The 15,149-nt window shown below is 67.5% G+C and carries 12 protein-coding genes; 6 read left to right on the top strand and 6 right to left on the bottom strand.

What is annotated here, in order from left to right; all coding sequences use genetic code 11:
• Positions 1–94 precede the first annotated feature (94 nt).
• The 4 genes from sbnB to ACH4FH_RS29985 are packed head-to-tail and all read right to left on the bottom strand — an operon-like array spanning position 95 to position 7,820.
• Positions 95–1,168, bottom strand: a complete 1,074-nt coding sequence (gene sbnB, locus ACH4FH_RS30000; protein WP_398559077.1) for a 2,3-diaminopropionate biosynthesis protein SbnB — start codon at positions 1,166–1,168, stop codon at positions 95–97.
• Positions 1,165–2,169 carry a TauD/TfdA family dioxygenase gene (locus tag ACH4FH_RS29995; RefSeq protein ID WP_398559076.1) on the bottom strand — a complete coding sequence of 335 codons (1,005 nt, stop codon included), beginning with the start codon at positions 2,167–2,169 and terminating at the stop codon, positions 1,165–1,167. The genes sbnB and ACH4FH_RS29995 overlap by 4 nt, the downstream gene beginning before the upstream one ends.
• Positions 2,170–2,210: 41 nt before the next feature.
• Positions 2,211–5,264, bottom strand: coding sequence for an amino acid adenylation domain-containing protein (locus tag ACH4FH_RS29990; RefSeq protein WP_398559075.1), 3,054 nt, complete (start codon positions 5,262–5,264; stop codon positions 2,211–2,213).
• Positions 5,265–5,270: 6 nt separating this feature from the next.
• Positions 5,271–7,820, bottom strand: a complete 2,550-nt coding sequence (locus ACH4FH_RS29985; protein ID WP_398559074.1) for a Pls/PosA family non-ribosomal peptide synthetase — start codon at positions 7,818–7,820, stop codon at positions 5,271–5,273.
• A gap of 739 nt (positions 7,821–8,559) precedes the next feature.
• Between ACH4FH_RS29985 and sigK the strand changes: the two genes are divergently transcribed.
• The 3 genes from sigK (at position 8,560) to ACH4FH_RS29970 (ending at position 10,876) form a co-directional block, all read left to right on the top strand.
• The gene (sigK, locus tag ACH4FH_RS29980) at positions 8,560–9,165 is read left to right on the top strand and encodes an ECF RNA polymerase sigma factor SigK (RefSeq protein ID WP_398559073.1); all 606 of its coding nucleotides are present in this window, start codon (positions 8,560–8,562) and stop codon (positions 9,163–9,165) included.
• Entirely contained in the window at positions 9,162–9,896 is a 735-nt protein-coding gene (locus tag ACH4FH_RS29975; protein ID WP_398559072.1) for an anti-sigma factor, read from the top strand. The genes sigK and ACH4FH_RS29975 overlap by 4 nt, the downstream gene beginning before the upstream one ends.
• A 269-nt stretch (positions 9,897–10,165) precedes the next feature.
• Positions 10,166–10,876, top strand: a complete 711-nt coding sequence (locus ACH4FH_RS29970; protein WP_398559071.1) for a 4'-phosphopantetheinyl transferase family protein — start codon at positions 10,166–10,168, stop codon at positions 10,874–10,876.
• A gap of 158 nt (positions 10,877–11,034) precedes the next feature.
• On the opposite strand, the gene ACH4FH_RS29965 is transcribed toward ACH4FH_RS29970, so the two are convergent.
• Positions 11,035–11,265, bottom strand: coding sequence for a chaplin (locus ACH4FH_RS29965; protein WP_398559070.1), 231 nt, complete (start codon positions 11,263–11,265; stop codon positions 11,035–11,037).
• 421 nt (positions 11,266–11,686) lie between these two features.
• Positions 11,687–12,373 carry a DUF2848 domain-containing protein gene (locus tag ACH4FH_RS29960; RefSeq protein ID WP_398559069.1) on the bottom strand — a complete coding sequence of 229 codons (687 nt, stop codon included), beginning with the start codon at positions 12,371–12,373 and terminating at the stop codon, positions 11,687–11,689.
• A 122-nt stretch (positions 12,374–12,495) separates the two neighbouring features.
• Here ACH4FH_RS29960 and ACH4FH_RS29955 point away from each other — a divergent pair, with 122 nt between their 5' ends.
• The 3 genes from ACH4FH_RS29955 to ACH4FH_RS29945 all read left to right on the top strand — a co-directional run bounded on the left by ACH4FH_RS29955 (position 12,496) and on the right by ACH4FH_RS29945 (position 15,095).
• A complete protein-coding gene (locus tag ACH4FH_RS29955) occupies positions 12,496–13,854 on the top strand; it encodes an MFS transporter (protein WP_398559068.1) in 1,359 nt (452 codons plus the stop codon).
• Between the two features lie 87 nt (positions 13,855–13,941).
• Positions 13,942–14,745 (top strand): carbon-nitrogen hydrolase family protein, encoded by an 804-nt coding sequence (locus tag ACH4FH_RS29950; protein WP_398559067.1) that lies wholly within the window; start codon positions 13,942–13,944, stop codon positions 14,743–14,745.
• Positions 14,742–15,095, top strand: a complete 354-nt coding sequence (locus ACH4FH_RS29945; RefSeq protein ID WP_398559066.1) for a cupin domain-containing protein — start codon at positions 14,742–14,744, stop codon at positions 15,093–15,095. Before ACH4FH_RS29950 ends, ACH4FH_RS29945 begins: the two co-directional genes overlap by 4 nt.
• Positions 15,096–15,149 lie beyond the last annotated feature (54 nt).

The raw sequence follows: 15,149 nt of genomic DNA, 5'->3' as shown, positions 1-15,149 counted from the left end.
GGTGCGTACTTGCCTGCGGCGTTCAGCCGCTGATCTCTTGTGGCGAATAGCTCCCTATGACCTCCATGTCATGGGAGACCGAGTGCTCGGCTGCTCATCCGTACCGGCGCAGTTCATGGAAGAAGCTGTCGACGATCTGTAGTTCTCCGGATCGGACCACCTCGTCGTAGACGAATTTGCCGACCGCCAGGTCGAGCACCCCGAGGCCGAACGGGGAGAACACGGCGGGCCTGTTCGGCGGCACTGCCACTTGGCGAGCCATCACGTCGTCAAGCGTGCCGTGCAGGAAATTCCGGTTTCCTGTGGCCTGTTCGGTCAAATGAGGGGAGGTGGAGGCTCTCAGGCAGTGCTCGATATCGTCGACGATGTTGGTCGACGCCAGCAGAATCTCCGGCGCGAGGTCACGCAGTGACACATGCAGCACCACCGGGTTGTGATCGAACCACGCCACGTCACTGACGTGTGGCTGCCCGGCGATCGTGGCGAAGACCACCAGGTCGCTGACGCGGATCAGTTCCTCGGCACTGTCGTGCACAGTGATCCGACCGCCGGCGCCGGACTGCTCCAGGTACAGCCGGAAGCCGGCCGCGCTCTCGGGCGACAGGTCGTGTACGCCGGTTTCCTCGAATGACCAGCCGGTCCCTTGAAGGAAGGTGTGGATGTAGCGGGCGATGAGGCCCGCCCCGAAGAACCCGATACGCGTCGGGCGCTGGCGTTCGCGGCTGAGCCAGTCGGCGGCGGACGCGGCTGATGCGGCGGTCCTGGTGGCGCTGATGATCGAGCTCTCCAGGCAGGCGAAGGGATAGCCGGTGACGTAGTCGTTGAGGATCAGCACGGCCGAGGCCCTGGGGATGCCTGACGCCACGTTCGGCGGGAAGCTGGAGATCCACTTCAGTCCGTCCACCCGCGCCTCGCCGCGGATCGAGGCGGGCAGGGCGATGATCCGGGAGGTGGGCCGGTCGGTGAAGCGCAGGAAGGACGACGGCGGGTTCACCGACTCGCCTGCGCCGTGCAGCCGGTAGGTGTCTTCGACTACCTCCACGATCTGCTTTTCGCGTCCCTCCAGCGCCTTTTGGACCTGGGTTCCGGGAATCACCGCGAAGGACGGGACGGCGTGAGGATCCGGCAGCGTGGCAGGGGTTGTGGTGGGGCGGGCTGTGGTGGTCATGGGAGAGTCACCTCGACAGTCGGTGAGCATGCGGCCAGGCGTATCGGCTCGGCCAAGGCCACGACGACGTCCCGCGTCCCCTTGAACGGCTCCCGGCTGTGCGCGGTACGGACGTTGTCGACGATCAGAAGATCGCCGGCCTGCCACGGGCGGCGTGCGGTGTGGGCCTCGTAGACCTCGTTGAGCAGCTGCACGACGTCCTCGGTGATGGGGTCGCCGTTTCCGTAGCGGGTGTTGAACGGCAGCCCGTCGGGGCCGTATTCGTCGATCAGGAACTCCCGCACCTCGGGCGCCATCGTCCACTCGTTGAGGAAGGCGATCTGGTTGAACCAGCAGTGCCGGCCGCTGGACGGGTGGCGTACCACGGCGCTGCGGCGCTGTCCGGTGTGCAGCCCACCGTCGGGCTGCCACGCGAAGTCGATTGCGTTGGCACGGCAGTAGCGCTCGATGGCCTCTCGGTCCTCGGTACCGAACGCCTGGTCCAGGGAAGCCCCGATCTCGTCGTTGTAGCTGCGGGTCAGCAGCCAGCCCTCCCGCTCGAACCGGTCGGTCAGAGCAGCCGGAAGCGCGTCGAGCACTGCCGCCGAGTCGGCCACCGCGGTCGCCCCGCCCTGAGCGGGCGCGGCGAGACACGCGAACAGCATCAGGCCGGGGAACTCAAGGGTGTAGCTGAGCTCGTGGTGCATGCACATCGGTTGGTTCGAGGGCCATTTCGACGAGGAGTAGATGCCGTCGAAGTAGGTCTGCCGCTGGGCGAAGGCTTCCTTCTCCGCCATCGGAGCGAGGCCCAGACCTTGGAGAACGGCCGCGACCTCCTCCGCGTCGTGCACCTCCAGACCCCGGATCAGCACCGAACCGTGCCCGGTGACGATGGCCCGCAGCGTTTCGCGCTGCTCCGCCGCCCAGCTCCCAGGGTCGACGGTGGCGCCGACACGTAGCATCGGAGGTTTGCCAACTTCCCTTTCGAGGTCGGGTAGAAGGTGGGGAAGTGAGGACAGCATCGTTTTTCTCCTCTGAGTGGGGCGCGGGAAGAAACCGGCCGTTAGATGTCGCGCAGCACGACTTGTGCAGCGTCTTTCGCACGGGTTCGCAAGAAGAAGTGGCCGCCGTCGGGCAGCTCGTGCAGGTCCACGCACTCGGCCAGGAGTTGCCAGTCCCGGTTCCGGTGCGGAGATTCGGCTGTGTGCGGGTCGTCGGCGGCAACGATCACGGTGATGGGTGCGGAGAGCTTCACCATTGGTGGGGCGTTCAGGGCGTCATCGACCGGCGGCGCGCCGAGGAAGACCCGCTGGACGTCCACGCCGCGTTCCTCAAGGCCCATGGCTGTCGCCACGGCGAACTCGGTGCCCGACGATTGGCCCCAGAGACGGACCTTGGTCAGGCCGAGGCGGATGATCTCGTCGGCAACCTGGTCGGCCACCTGCGCGGTCGGTGCGGATGTTTCTCCCGTGCCGGCCGTGTCGGGCACGGGGAGTGTGACGGCGTAGGGCGCCGTTCCGGTGCCGTCCAGCGCCTCGGCCAGGGCATGGAACTCGGTTGTGTTTCCCCTGCGCGAGGGGAAACACACGAGGGAACTTGCCGGTGCGCTCTCCGATTCCGTCAGGGGGTGAAGCACCTTGGAGTGGCCCTCCGACCGACCGTCAACCAGCTCTGCGAGATCGGCGAGGACGGGGTGGCGGGCGACCTCCTTGACGGAGACCACGCGGCCCAGAGCGATCGCGAGTTTCACGGCGGACAGTGAGGTGCCGCCGCGGTCGAAGAAGTGGTCCTGACGGCCTATTCGGTCCTGCGGGATTCCCAGCACCTTGGCCCAGGCCGTGGCCAGCTTCCGCTCCGTTGGTGTGCGCGGTGCGTGGTAGTCGTCCTCGGACGGGTCGAGGTCTCCCGCGAGTTTCCCGAGTGCCTTCTTGTCGATCTTGCCGTTGGCGGTCAGCGGAAGGCTCTCCTGCCAGACGAAGGCCGGCGGGACCATGTACTCCGGCAGCGACTGACCCAGCCGTTCCCTGAGGGCATCGGTCTCCAGCGGCTGCCGGCCCGAGTAGAAGGCCACCAGCCGTTTGTTGGTGCCCTCTTGGGCGACGACCACCGCGGCGTCACGGACCCCGGGCATGCGCAGCAGGGCGTTCTCGATCTCGCCGATCTCGATGCGGAATCCGCGGATCTTGATCTGGCTGTCGCGACGGCCGAAGAACTCCAGTTTCCCGTCGGCGGACCAGCGTCCGTAATCACCTCCGCGGAAGAGCCGTCGCCCAGGGTGGTGCGGGTCCGCCATGAAGGCCGGTCGGGTGCGCTCGGGATCGTTGATGTAGCCGCGGCCGACGCAGACTCCGGAGAAGACGATCGCTCCCGGGGCGCCGAGTGGCACCGGAGCCAGGTTCTCGTCGACGACGTACACATGGGCGTTGTTGACGGGCCGGCCGAGAGGGATCCGATCGGTGTCCGGCACCTGGTCCATGACCTCGTGATTGGTGTCGTCCGAGGTCTCGGTAAGTCCGTAGGCGTTGACCAGCCTGATTCCGGGCTGTGCCGCGAACCAGCGTTGCACCAGCTCCTTCTTCAATGCCTCGCCGGTGACCGAAACGCACCGCAGGTCGGGCAGTTCACGGGGGTGCTGCTCAAGACAGGCCAGAACCACATCGAGGTACGACGGGACCACCTGCAGTACCCCGACCCGACCGTCGGCGATCGTGTCGAGGAAGCGACCGGCATCCAGTACCGCCGTCTGCTCGACCAGCAGGGTCCGACCGCCCACCAGCAGCGCTGAGAGCAGCTGCCACAGGGAGATGTCGAAGCACTGGGGTGCGGTTTGGGCGACCACTTGCCCTTCGCCTACCTCCAGGTCGTCGACCTTGGCGAAGAGATGGTTGAGCATGCCCGCGTGCTCGCACATCGCGCCCTTGGGCTCGCCGGTGGAGCCGGAGGTGAAGTAGATGTAGGCGAGCTGGTCCGGGGCCACGTCGAGGCCCGGATCGCTGTCTGCGGCGGTCGCTTCGAAGGCGGCGTCGATGAAGAGGGTCCGGACGCCGGACGCCGAGGCGAGAGCCTGGTCGAGGGAGGCGGTGCTGCCGGGTTCGGTCAGCACGAGTCGGCACCCGGCGCGCGAGAGCATGGTGGCGATACGGTCGGCCGGGAAGTGCGGCTCGATGGGCAGATACGCGCCGCCGGCCTTGAAGATGGCGATGACGGCCGCCATCCACTCCAGGTTGCGCTCGGTGACCACTGCGACCACATCTTGGCGGCGCAGTCCGCGCGCAAGAAGGGCATGTGCCAGCTGGTTGGCACGCGTGTTGAGTTCCCGGTAGGTCCACTGCCGATCCGCGTGCACGGCCGCAAGGGCATCGGGGTGCGCCTGCACCCGCTGCTCGAACAGCTCGTGGAACCGGCGGTCCGGAAGTTCCCGACGGGGCCCGGCCAGTCCTTCGAGTTGGAAATGGAGTTCATCGGTGGACAGCAGGGTCTGTCGCCCGTGCGTGGCATCGGGATCGGCGGCGATCCGTGTGAGCGCAGTGATGTAGTACCCGCTGATTCTGGCGGCACATTCCGCGTCGAGTACGTCGGTTCGGTACCGCAGACGAAGTACGTGTCGGCTGCCGTGGCGGGAGAGGGAAACGCGCAACAGGGTGTCGTCGGCGGGGCTGCCGTCGTCATCGGCCAGGTCGAACACGGTCTCCGGAGGCTCCTCGGCCAGGCCCAAGTCCCTCCTGAGGGCGTCGACCTCGAATTCCTGGTGCGCGAGCAGCTCCGCCTCAGCCCGGTGAGTGTCCAGAAGCAGGGTTCGCCACGACTTGGACGCGGTCGTCAGCCTGCACGGCAGCGGGGCGCCTCCGCGCTCGCCGAGGTAGCCAGTCATGACCTCGCGCTCACCGGACAGTGCGGCAAGCACTTTGGCGTGGGCGGCCAGCAGCACCGCACTCAGCGTGATGTGTTGACCGTCCGCCAGCCGGCGCAGCGACGCCACAAGGTGGTCGGGGACATCCGTCTCGTGCTTGGCGGTGCCCCGCGCGGAGGAGCGGGTCCATGGCGGGACCCTGGTGTACGCGCCGGAGGTCAACACGTCGCACCAGAATTCGGCATGGGTCTGCGAGGACGTACTCATCAGCTCTTACCTCCACTCCGCCCCTGTGTCACGGCGGTTGGTCTCCCGGGCCGGATTCCCGCCCCACCGTGCGTGCGGCGGGACGACCTCGCCTTTCATGAGGAAGGAGTCGGGCGCGAGAGTCGCTCCTTCGCCCATCGCCACTCCGTAATGGACCAGGGCACCGACTCCGAGCGTGCAGCCGGACGCGATCGCGCTCCGGTCGGACTTGAAGGTGCCGTCCTCCTGCGAGTGGCTCTGGACGACACTTCCCGCATTGAGGGTGCAGCGGTCGCCGATGGTGACCAGCGTCCGCTCGGTCAGGTGGCCTCCGTCGTCGAAGACCCTGGTGCCGATACGGGCTCCCAGCAGGCGCCAGATCACGTTCTTGAACGGGGTGCCGTTGAAGATCCGCAGATACGCCTCCGAGGGAACCTTCCAAAAGCGTTCCCGTCGCCAGAAGCGCCGGTCGTAGATCGAGCAGAACAGCGGCACGAGGGGATGGAGGGCCGTTACGGCGCGCTCGACCAGAATGAAGTACGCGGCGCCCGACAGGACGACCAGGACGTTGCCCAGCGCGATCGCACCGGCGCCGAGCGGGGCGTAAAGTTCCGCGGCGACGGCGACGAGCAGGGTGACCCAGAAGAAGTAGACCCACCGCACCAGCAGGTAGAGCCCCATGGTGGCGGCGTTGTGCCTGTTCTTGGCGGCAAGGCCGCGGCTCAGCTCCTCACCGCTCTTGAGCCGGTCAAATGTGCTGTCCCGCTGGACCGAACGCGGAATCTCGAAGCTGGGCGAGCCGAGGAGCCCGACACCTTCCCGGACCTCCCCGTCGACGGGGACCATCACCTTCGTCGCAAGCAGGCAATTGTCGCCCGTCTTTCCCCGGGAGGGGTAGGCAATCCTGTTCCCGAGGAAGTTACGAGACCCGATCGACGCCCGTGACACCCGGAAGGACGTGTGGGAGAAGTCGGCATTGATGATCGACAGGCCGTCGGCGACCATGGTTCCGCTCCCGACGGAACTCAGGTAGGGGGTCTCGTGCTTGACCTCCATACCGAAGTTTGAACCGGTCTGCTCTATTCGGGAGAGGTCATAGCCGAGGCAGCGCAGGTAGTGGACTATTCCGGAGCTGTCGCCGAACAGGCGCATCAGGAACTTGCGGTTGGTCGTGAGTGCGATTATCCGGTGCACCGCGTAGTGGAATCCGTAAAGCGGATACACCTTGCCCGGGGTGATGGTCCGGCTGAGCAGCCGGGGGACGGTGGCCAGGAAGAGGAGTCCGAGGAGTACGGCACCGAAGAAGAGCACGAAGGACGCCGCCAGAGCCTCCCCGTAGAAGGTCCAGCTCGTGAGGGCCGTAGGGCCTGGTTGCAATGCCGCGGAGAGCTGCGGGGCCTCGGCCAACAGTATGCCGACTCCGCCGACCGCCAACGGCACGTAAAGAAGCAGTGCGGTCAGCAGTTGCAGGACACTGTGAACTGCTCTTCTCAGGACACCGCAGCCGGCCGGTCCCACCGCCTGGTAGTCCACATCAGTGCGCTGTGCGGGCGACCCGTGCCAGTGCTCGCCGTCGGATACCACCTGCCCGCTGTGCAGGGAGGATGCGTGGCCGAGCTGGGCACCGTCGCCCAGCGAGCTCTCGATGTCGAGCACGGTGGCCTCGCTGACGATCACGTCTTTCCCGAGAGAGACCGTGCCCGTCTGGATCAGCCCGGCGTAGGCCCTGTAGCAGTTGAAGAACGAGTCCTTGCGGATGATGGTGTCGTCGCCGATGGTGAGCAGGTCGGTGCACACGGGGACATGGCGTGAGAAGACCGTGACACCTCGCCCGACCTTCGCGCCCAGGGCCCTGAGATAGAGCGTGTAGAGCGGCGAACCGACGAACAGGACCAGCGGGTCCGAGCGGATAAGTGTCTTGACGGCCCAGAAGCGGACGTAGGACATGCTCCAGACGCGGATCTGCTGGGGCTTCCACCGGCCGATGAGGACCCACTTCGCCAGGATGGGGAGGGCGCACAGCACCAGAAGGCCGGCGGCTCCGAAGAGGACCGACCGCAGGTACACGTCGAAGACGCCGGTCCCCGCTGAGATCCATTCGTAGCCCCGGGTGGTGATGAGGGCGAGGAGATACGAGTACCCGAGGAACGCCAGGAGCTGCAGCACTCCGCACAGGATGTACTGCGGCATGTCCGTCGAAGATGAGGCCGGAGCAGGAGCCGCCGATGGGCTGTTCGCGTCGGCTGTGGTCGCCTCGGCGGGGGCAGACGGCGCGGAGGCTGTCACGGCTGTCGCCAACATCCTGATCGTCGGGTGTCGGTAGACGTCCTTCATCGACACCGTCGGCAGGTCAGCGTGCTTCCTGACCCGTGCACAGAAATGTGCCATCACCAAGGAGTCGGCGCCCAGGTCATCGAAGAAGTGACTGTCAAGCGACACATCTTCCGCGCGCATGACCTCAGCCAGTGTGGAGGCGAGCACCACCTCGATATCGGCGGATGGAGCATCACGCTCGCAAAGGCTGATGGAGGACTCTCCTGGATATGCGGCGAGTTCTTCGACCGGCTTTCCGATCATGTGAGCTCCTCGGCGACGATCCGACCACCGTCTCTGCGCTGCGGCTGTCACCCCCAGCCCCACGGGCGCTCGGTTCGCGCCATGCGGGCGGTCCTACTGTGTATTCGAATCTCGCGAGGGCGTGGATGGGTTTGTGTGGATATTTCTTCAGGTATTTCTGGTTGGATCGACGACTGGACAGCCAGGAGACCGCCACGCCGGCGAGGAGTAGCCGCGCCTGCGCAGGCGGGTGAAGGCCACCTCACCTTGCGGTTGGAGTGCCTGATCACCGCCGGGTGACACATTCGATTCGAAGACGCGCTTCCGCGTGCGCTACAGAAATGGCGGCGATCTCGCCGCTCCATCCTTCTGTCGCCTGCTTCAGGTGGATCGCCCGAGGCGGCGGGTAACGGCACCACGGAAGGGCATCGCCTGACGAGGCACCGACCGCCACGACGAACCTCACCCACAGATCCTGCGGACGTCCGAGAGCTTGTCATTTCCGCCGTTGGCGACCCGGCGGGGGCGATACCTGAGCGCCCTGCCGTGGCTGAGGCGGTAGCAGAGCACAGCAGTCCTGCGCGGTCTGCATGCACGTACCGAGGCGGACGGCTCAGCCGAACGGGCCCCGACGAGCTGCGGCCTACGTGGATGGGCATCAGCGTGAGAGAGCCTGCCGGCGCACGGTCTGACATCCCGGCGCCTGCCTTACTGGGTCTGTGGAGCAATACCACAGACAGATGGGACGGTTCGACACGTCATGAGGCGGATACCGCACACTGGAACCGAGAGGCACCAGCCGACGGAACGCACCGCCTCTGACCGAAGCGTGGACAACCTGCTGATGCAGGTCGCCCAAGGGGACCAGGATTCATTCGCCGGCGTGTACGACGCGCTCGCTCCGCCCGTGATGGGCCTGGCGTGCAGGATCTTGCTCGACGAGGCGCAGGCCGAGGAGGTGACTCAGGACGTGATGATCGAAGTGTGGCGGACAGCCGACCGGTTCCGCCCTGAGTACGGCGCCGCCAAGACGTGGGTTCTCACGCTGGCCCATCGGAGGGCGGTGGACCGGGTGAGGTCCGCACAGGCCAGTGCGGAGCGCGAACGAAAAGCCGCGCTGCTGGACTCCCCGGCCCCATTCGACGAAGTGATTGAAGCCGTCGAGGGGAAGGAGGAGCAGGCGCGGGTGCATCGCTGTCTGGCCGGCCTGGGGAGTATCCAGCGCATTCCACTGGTGCTGGCCTACTACCAGGGGCTGACCTGTGCGGAGGTCGCCGCGGCCCTGTCCACTCCCTCCGGCACGGTGAAGTCGAGGATGCGCACCGGACTGCGGAAACTGCGCGCCTGTCTGGAGACCGACCGATGATTCCCACCGAGGATCCACACCTGGCGGTCGGCGCATACGTCCTGCACGCCCTTCCGCCCAGCGAAGAGGCCGCCTTCGAGAACCATCTGGCCGGTTGCGAAGCCTGCGCCCAGGAGCGAGCCGACCTGGCGGCCACCGCCGCACGCTTGGCCGCTGCGGAACCGGTTGCCCCTCCTGCAGCACTGCGTCAGCGAGTTCTCGAAACGATCGCGACCACCCGTCAGGAGCACCACTCCCGGCGCGCCGCCCCGTCGCGCCACAGGGGGATGAAGCTGGTGCTCGCGGCCTGCCTGGCCGCAGCGGCCGCCCTCGGCGGCATCACGGTCTGGCAGACGCAGGAGGCCGGTGACGCCCGAGCCCGCATGGCCGAGGTCGAGTCCCAGGCCTCAGGGCTCACGGACGTACTGTCCGCGCCGGACGCAACGATCCGAACCCAGCAGCTCCCCGACGGCGCCACCGCCGGCGTCGTCGCCTCGCGCACTCAGCGCCAAGCGGCCTTGATCGCCGTCGGCCTGCCGCCCCTCACGAACAGTCAGGTCTACGAAATCTGGTACGCCGAAGCCGGCAAGATGCGCCCCGCGGGCCTGCTACCCGGCAGCGGCGGCCGGCAGACCCATCTGCTGGCAGGACAACTGGACGGCGCGACCGCCGTGGGCATCACCGTGGAGCCGGCAGGTGGATCCGAACAGCCCACCACCAGCCCCCTGGGGCTTATCCCGATCCCCGCGTGAAGTGGCAGTCGCGGCCACCCGGCGGATGAGAAACGCCCTGGTAGCTGAATCGGCGGCATGCTGACACGCGGTCTGCCGCCAAACGCGGGGAGCCGGCGCACGAACGCGAAGGGGGCCGAGCATCCTGACACAGGCGAACGGACGACGAGTTCCTGGAACGCCAGGACACGGCCGGTCCGCATCACAGCGTCGCCCACCGGTACGCCGTCCTGTTCCACCCTCACCGTGTCGTTGCTCTGCACCCAACTTGCGCTACTACTGTCCGTCGCATGCAACCGACCGCTCCAGCCCCTGTCATGCCCGTCAGGGCCGAGTTGTGGCAGCTGCCCACCCGTGGGGTCGAGGAGTCTGCGCTCGATCTGGCCGATTTGAACGAAGGAGAGCGCGAGAGGCTCGGCCGCTTCGACCACGCGCCGGATCGCGTGAGCTACGGCGCCGCCCACATCGCGCTGCGTCGCTTGTTGGGCCGACGGCTGAATTCCCCGCCTGCGGGCCTCGAATTCTTCCGGGAACGCTGCCCATGCTGCGAAGAGCCGCACGGGCGACCAGCGGTGACGGAGCCGATGGTGCCCACTCACTTCTCGCTCTCCTACAACCGCAATCTGGTGTTGATCGCGATTGCGGCCGAGCCGGTCGGGGTGGACGTCGAAACGCTTCCTGAAGCAGCGACCGTCAGAAACCTGGCCCCCGAGCTGCATCCAGCCGAAGAGGACGAAATCGTCTCGGGCAACTACCGTCCCGAGACGTTCGCTCGAATCTGGACCCGTAAGGAGGCATACCTCAAAGGCATCGGCGCCGGTCTGGGCCGCGAACTGAACGCCGACTACCTCGGCACGAGGAGGATCAGGCCCACCCCCGAGGGATGGACCGTCATCAACTTCTCCACTGACGCCGTCCATGCCGCTGCGGTAGCAGTGAAGGCACCCGCCGCGGACTTCGGCTTGAGTCTGCTCGCCCCCCGCTTCGTCTCCACGGATTGAGCGCGAAGCCCGCATCCCTGCGGCCGCCCAGGCTCCGGGATAAACGGTCCATCGGGGCATTGGTGAGTCGCGAACCCGGCCACCCTCCTGGGCCCATCCGGACGGTGTGCTGTGGTGCCGGCGGAGGAACGGGAAAGCACCACAGCACGGTCAGCCCGCTAGTAGTTGACGCAGGTGTTTCCGAACGTCGGGTTCAGCAGGCCTACGACATTGATGCTGTTTCCGCACGCGTTGACAGGAATGTGGATCGGGGCCTGGATCACGTTGCCGGACACGACGCCCGGTGAGTTAACGGCGGCGCCCAGCGCCCCGGAGTCGGCGAAGGCGGGCGCGGCAAGGACGCCGAGAAGAGCGGTGGTTCCGAGAGCGACAGCGGCGATACGGCGCATGCTAATTCCCTTTCGAGGCACGGCAATTGGCGGTGACTCAGCGGCTGGTGCGAGTCGCCCGATTAATTGCCCAAGCCAAGATATGAACATGCGCTGATCACCCGAATGGGGATGGCATCGAACACCTCCCCGCACGAAACCTGACCCGCCCCGCAGGGGAACTGCCGTGTCGGCCGCCCGGTCGGCGCAGACCGGGCGGCCAATGCCCGCCGACGTCGCGAGCAGATCCCCGTCAGCCAGCTCAGCGAGGGCGGGCGGCAGCCTCGGCAACGAGGACGGCGGCGTCATCGTCGAACGCACACTCGCAGCCCCGCACCGGGATTCCCGGCGGGAGCTGCCCCGTGCTCCTGGCGGCGCGACGTCCAGGAGGCCGTTCACCGGGCTGCGCCGTCCGGCGCGGAGCCCGGTGTCAGGGCAGGAGTCAGCCGATCGGCTCGGGCATGGGCACCACGTCGTAGGCGAGCTGGATGACATCCCCGGTGGCCGGATCGCCCAGCTCCACGCGCCAGCCGTCGGCGAACTGGTCCACGCCCCCGGCCATGGGGATGGTCCCGGAAATGAGGACCGTGCCGGGGACCAGGTCGCCCCGGGAGCGCAGCACGTCCGCCCAGTAGCCGGGAGTGAGCAGCTCGGCGAGCGTGCCGTGCTGGATCTCACTCTCCTTGCCGTCGTGGCTGACCCAGGCACGCAGGGTGAGCGCGTCGAGGCGCGGCTCGACGTCGGCCAGGCGCCATGCGCGTCGGGCCAGCACATCCGGACCGGCGTTCTTGCTCCAGGCCACGCCGTGGACTTCCAGATCACGGTCGGTGTGGTCACAGGCGGCGGTCAGGAGCAGCTCGCCTTCCGCCGCCACGATCAGGGCCCACTCGGCCTCGCCGGACGTGCGGGGGTGCTGCGCGGCAACCCGGTCGGTCTGCTGGGCCAGGTAGGGCGAGACGGGGTAGAGGGCCGGGGTCTCGGACGGCGCGGGTACGCCGAGCTCGGCGAGCTCGGCGACATGCGCGGCGACGTCGTCCTGGCTGCGCCCGGCGTAGCCGGCGTTCAGCACCCGCCGGACATCGACATCGCGGGTGGTGCCATCAGGCAGTTCGAAGGTCAGCACGGCCACGGGGTCTCCTCATGGGGGCGGTTTCGAAGCGATTAACTTTGGGCGCAGGGCTTGCGCATACGACCTGTATACAAGAAGTATGCCGAAAGGTCGATGTCCACTCGATGCAAGGATTGGGACGTATGCGACACACCCAGCAGGACGACAACGGGGCCCGCCCTGGCCGCTCCGCCATGCGCCGGGCCTTCTTCGCCAGCCTCACCGGAACCGCACTGGAGTGGTACGACTTCGCCGTCTACTCCGCAGCCGCGGCGCTGGTCTTCGGTGATCTCTTCTTCCCCACCCAGGACCCTCTGACCGGCACCCTGCTGGCCTTCTCCACCTACGCGGTCGGTTATGTGTCACGCCCGCTCGGCGGCTTCGTCTTCGGCCGGCTCGGCGATGTGATGGGCCGCAAGAAGGTCCTCATCGCCACCCTGGTCCTCATCGGCGCGGCCACGTTCCTCATCGGGCTCCTGCCGGCGTACGGCACCGTCGGCATCGCCGCTTCGATCGCCCTGGTCGTGCTGCGATTCGCCCAGGGTGTCGGGGTCGGCGGCGAGTGGGGCGGGGCCGTCCTGCTGTCGAGCGAGTTCGGCGACCCGCGCCGACGCGGCTTCTACGCTTCCGCCGCCCAGGTCGGACCGCCTGCCGGAAACCTCCTGGCGAACGGCGTGCTGGCCGCGCTCGGGGTACTGCTGACCGAGGACGAGTTCCTGTCCTGGGGCTGGCGGGTGGCGTTCCTGCTGTCCGGGGTGCTGGTCGGCTTCGGCCTGTGGATCCGGGTGAAGCTGGAGGAGACGCCGGTCTTCAAGGCCATGGAGGCCGAGCAGTCCCGGCCCGAGGCGCCGATCCGCGAGGTGTTCACGACCCAGCCACGCGCCCTGTTCGCCGCGATCCTGTGCCGGGTGGCCCCCGACGTGCTGTACGCGATGTTCACCGTCTTCGTGCTCACCTACGCCACCGACAGGCTGGGGATGTCGCGCGGCTCCGCACTGACGGCCGTCCTGGTCGGCTCCACGCTCCAGATCTTTCTCATCCCACTGGCCGGGGCCGTCTCCGACAGAGTCAACCGGCGTCTGCTGTACGGCGGTTCGGCCATCGCGGCAGGCATATGGCCCTTCGCGTTCTTCCTGCTGATCGACGGCGGCAGCTGGCTCCTGCTCGTGTTCGGCGTGATCGTGGGACTGGCCATCCACTCCTTCATGTACGGCCCGCAGGCGGCATTCGTCGCAGAGCAGTTCTCGCCCCAGCTGCGCTACACGGGCTCGTCACTCGCCTACACGCTGGCCGGCCTCCTCGGCGGCGCGATCGCTCCGCTCCTGTTCACCGCGCTCCTGAGCTCCTACGACAGCTGGGTTCCGCTGGCGCTCTACATCGCGGTGACAGCGGCGGTGACCATTGGTGGTCTCTGCCTGGGCAGGGACTCCGCCAAGGCAGAGAAGGAGGACGCGCAGCTCGCCGCCGCTCAGCAGAACGAACCGGCTGCTCATGCTCTGTAGTGGCTCCCCACCTGAGAAACCTCGGCACGGACAGCCCGCCACAGGATCTCCGGCACACAAAACTCCGCCACAGAAAGGCCGTACCTCGTGCGTATCGCGCTGAGTCAGTTGACCACCGGATCCGACCCCGAGAAGAACCTCCGTCTCATCGAGGAGTGGACGTCGCGCGCGGCGGAAGCCGGTGCCCGCGTCGTGGTGTTCCCTGAGGCGTCCATGGCCTGCTTCGGTACCCCCTTGGCCGATGTCGCCGAACCCCTGGACGGCCCCTGGGCCGACGCGGTGCGAGACATCGCCGCTACGGCGGGCATCGTCGTGGTGGCGGGCATGTTCACGCCAGCCCCCGGCGGCCGGGTCACCAACACCCTGCTGGCGACGGGACCCGGCGTCGAGGCCGCGTACGACAAGATCCACCTCTATGACGCCTTCGGCTACGCCGAGTCCGAGACGGTCGCCGCGGGGTCGCGGATCGCCACCATCGACGTTGACGGCGTACGCCTCGGGCTGGCCACCTGTTACGACGTCCGCTTCCCGGAGCTCTTCCGGGCCCATGCCGACGCGGGGGCGGTGGCGACGCTGCTGGCTGCCTCCTGGGGCGCCGGTCCGGGCAAACTCGATCAGTGGGAGCTGCTGGTGCGGGCCCGGGCCCTGGACGCGACGGTCTGGGTCGCAGCCGTCGACCAGGCCGACCCCACCGCCGCGGGAGCCGAGGTCCGTGGGACCGCGCCCACCGGAATCGGACACAGCAGGGTGGTGGGCCCGGACGGGACCGTACGGCATCGTCTGGATGCGGAGCCGGGGCTTCTCGTGGCCGATCTGGACGTGGACGAAGTGGCGTCGATCCGGGAGAAGATCCCGGTGCTGGCCAACCGCCGGGTGGAGTCGCCGAGGTGAGCAAACCGGAGTTGGAGTTCCACCTTCCTGCCGGGCCGTGGGCGGTGCCGGAGGGCGCCGCGCCCGGGGTGGCCGAACGCGTACTGGCCGAGGACGCGAGCGGCGAGCGCCGCACGGTCCTCCAGCGCTGGGATCCGGGCACCGACACCTCCGAACAGGGCGTCGCACGGCACGAGTTCTGGGAAGAGGTGTACATCCTCGAAGGTGCTCTGCACGACCTGACCCTCGACGAGGTCTTCGTCCGGGGTGCGTATGCGTGCCGCCCGCCGGGTATGCCGCACGGCCCGTGGACCGCGGCAGAGGGCGTCACCATGCTCGTGATCACTTATCCGGAGAACGCGTCGGGGTAAAGCACGACCCGGATGAACTGACCGGGATGACGCAGAAGGGGCGGGCCGTGGGGC

Origin of the sequence: Streptomyces sp. NPDC017993 (assembly GCF_044328065.1) — a bacterium.
Classification (GTDB): domain Bacteria; phylum Actinomycetota; class Actinomycetes; order Streptomycetales; family Streptomycetaceae; genus Streptomyces.
This window is presented reverse-complemented; position numbering and strand designations above follow the sequence as displayed.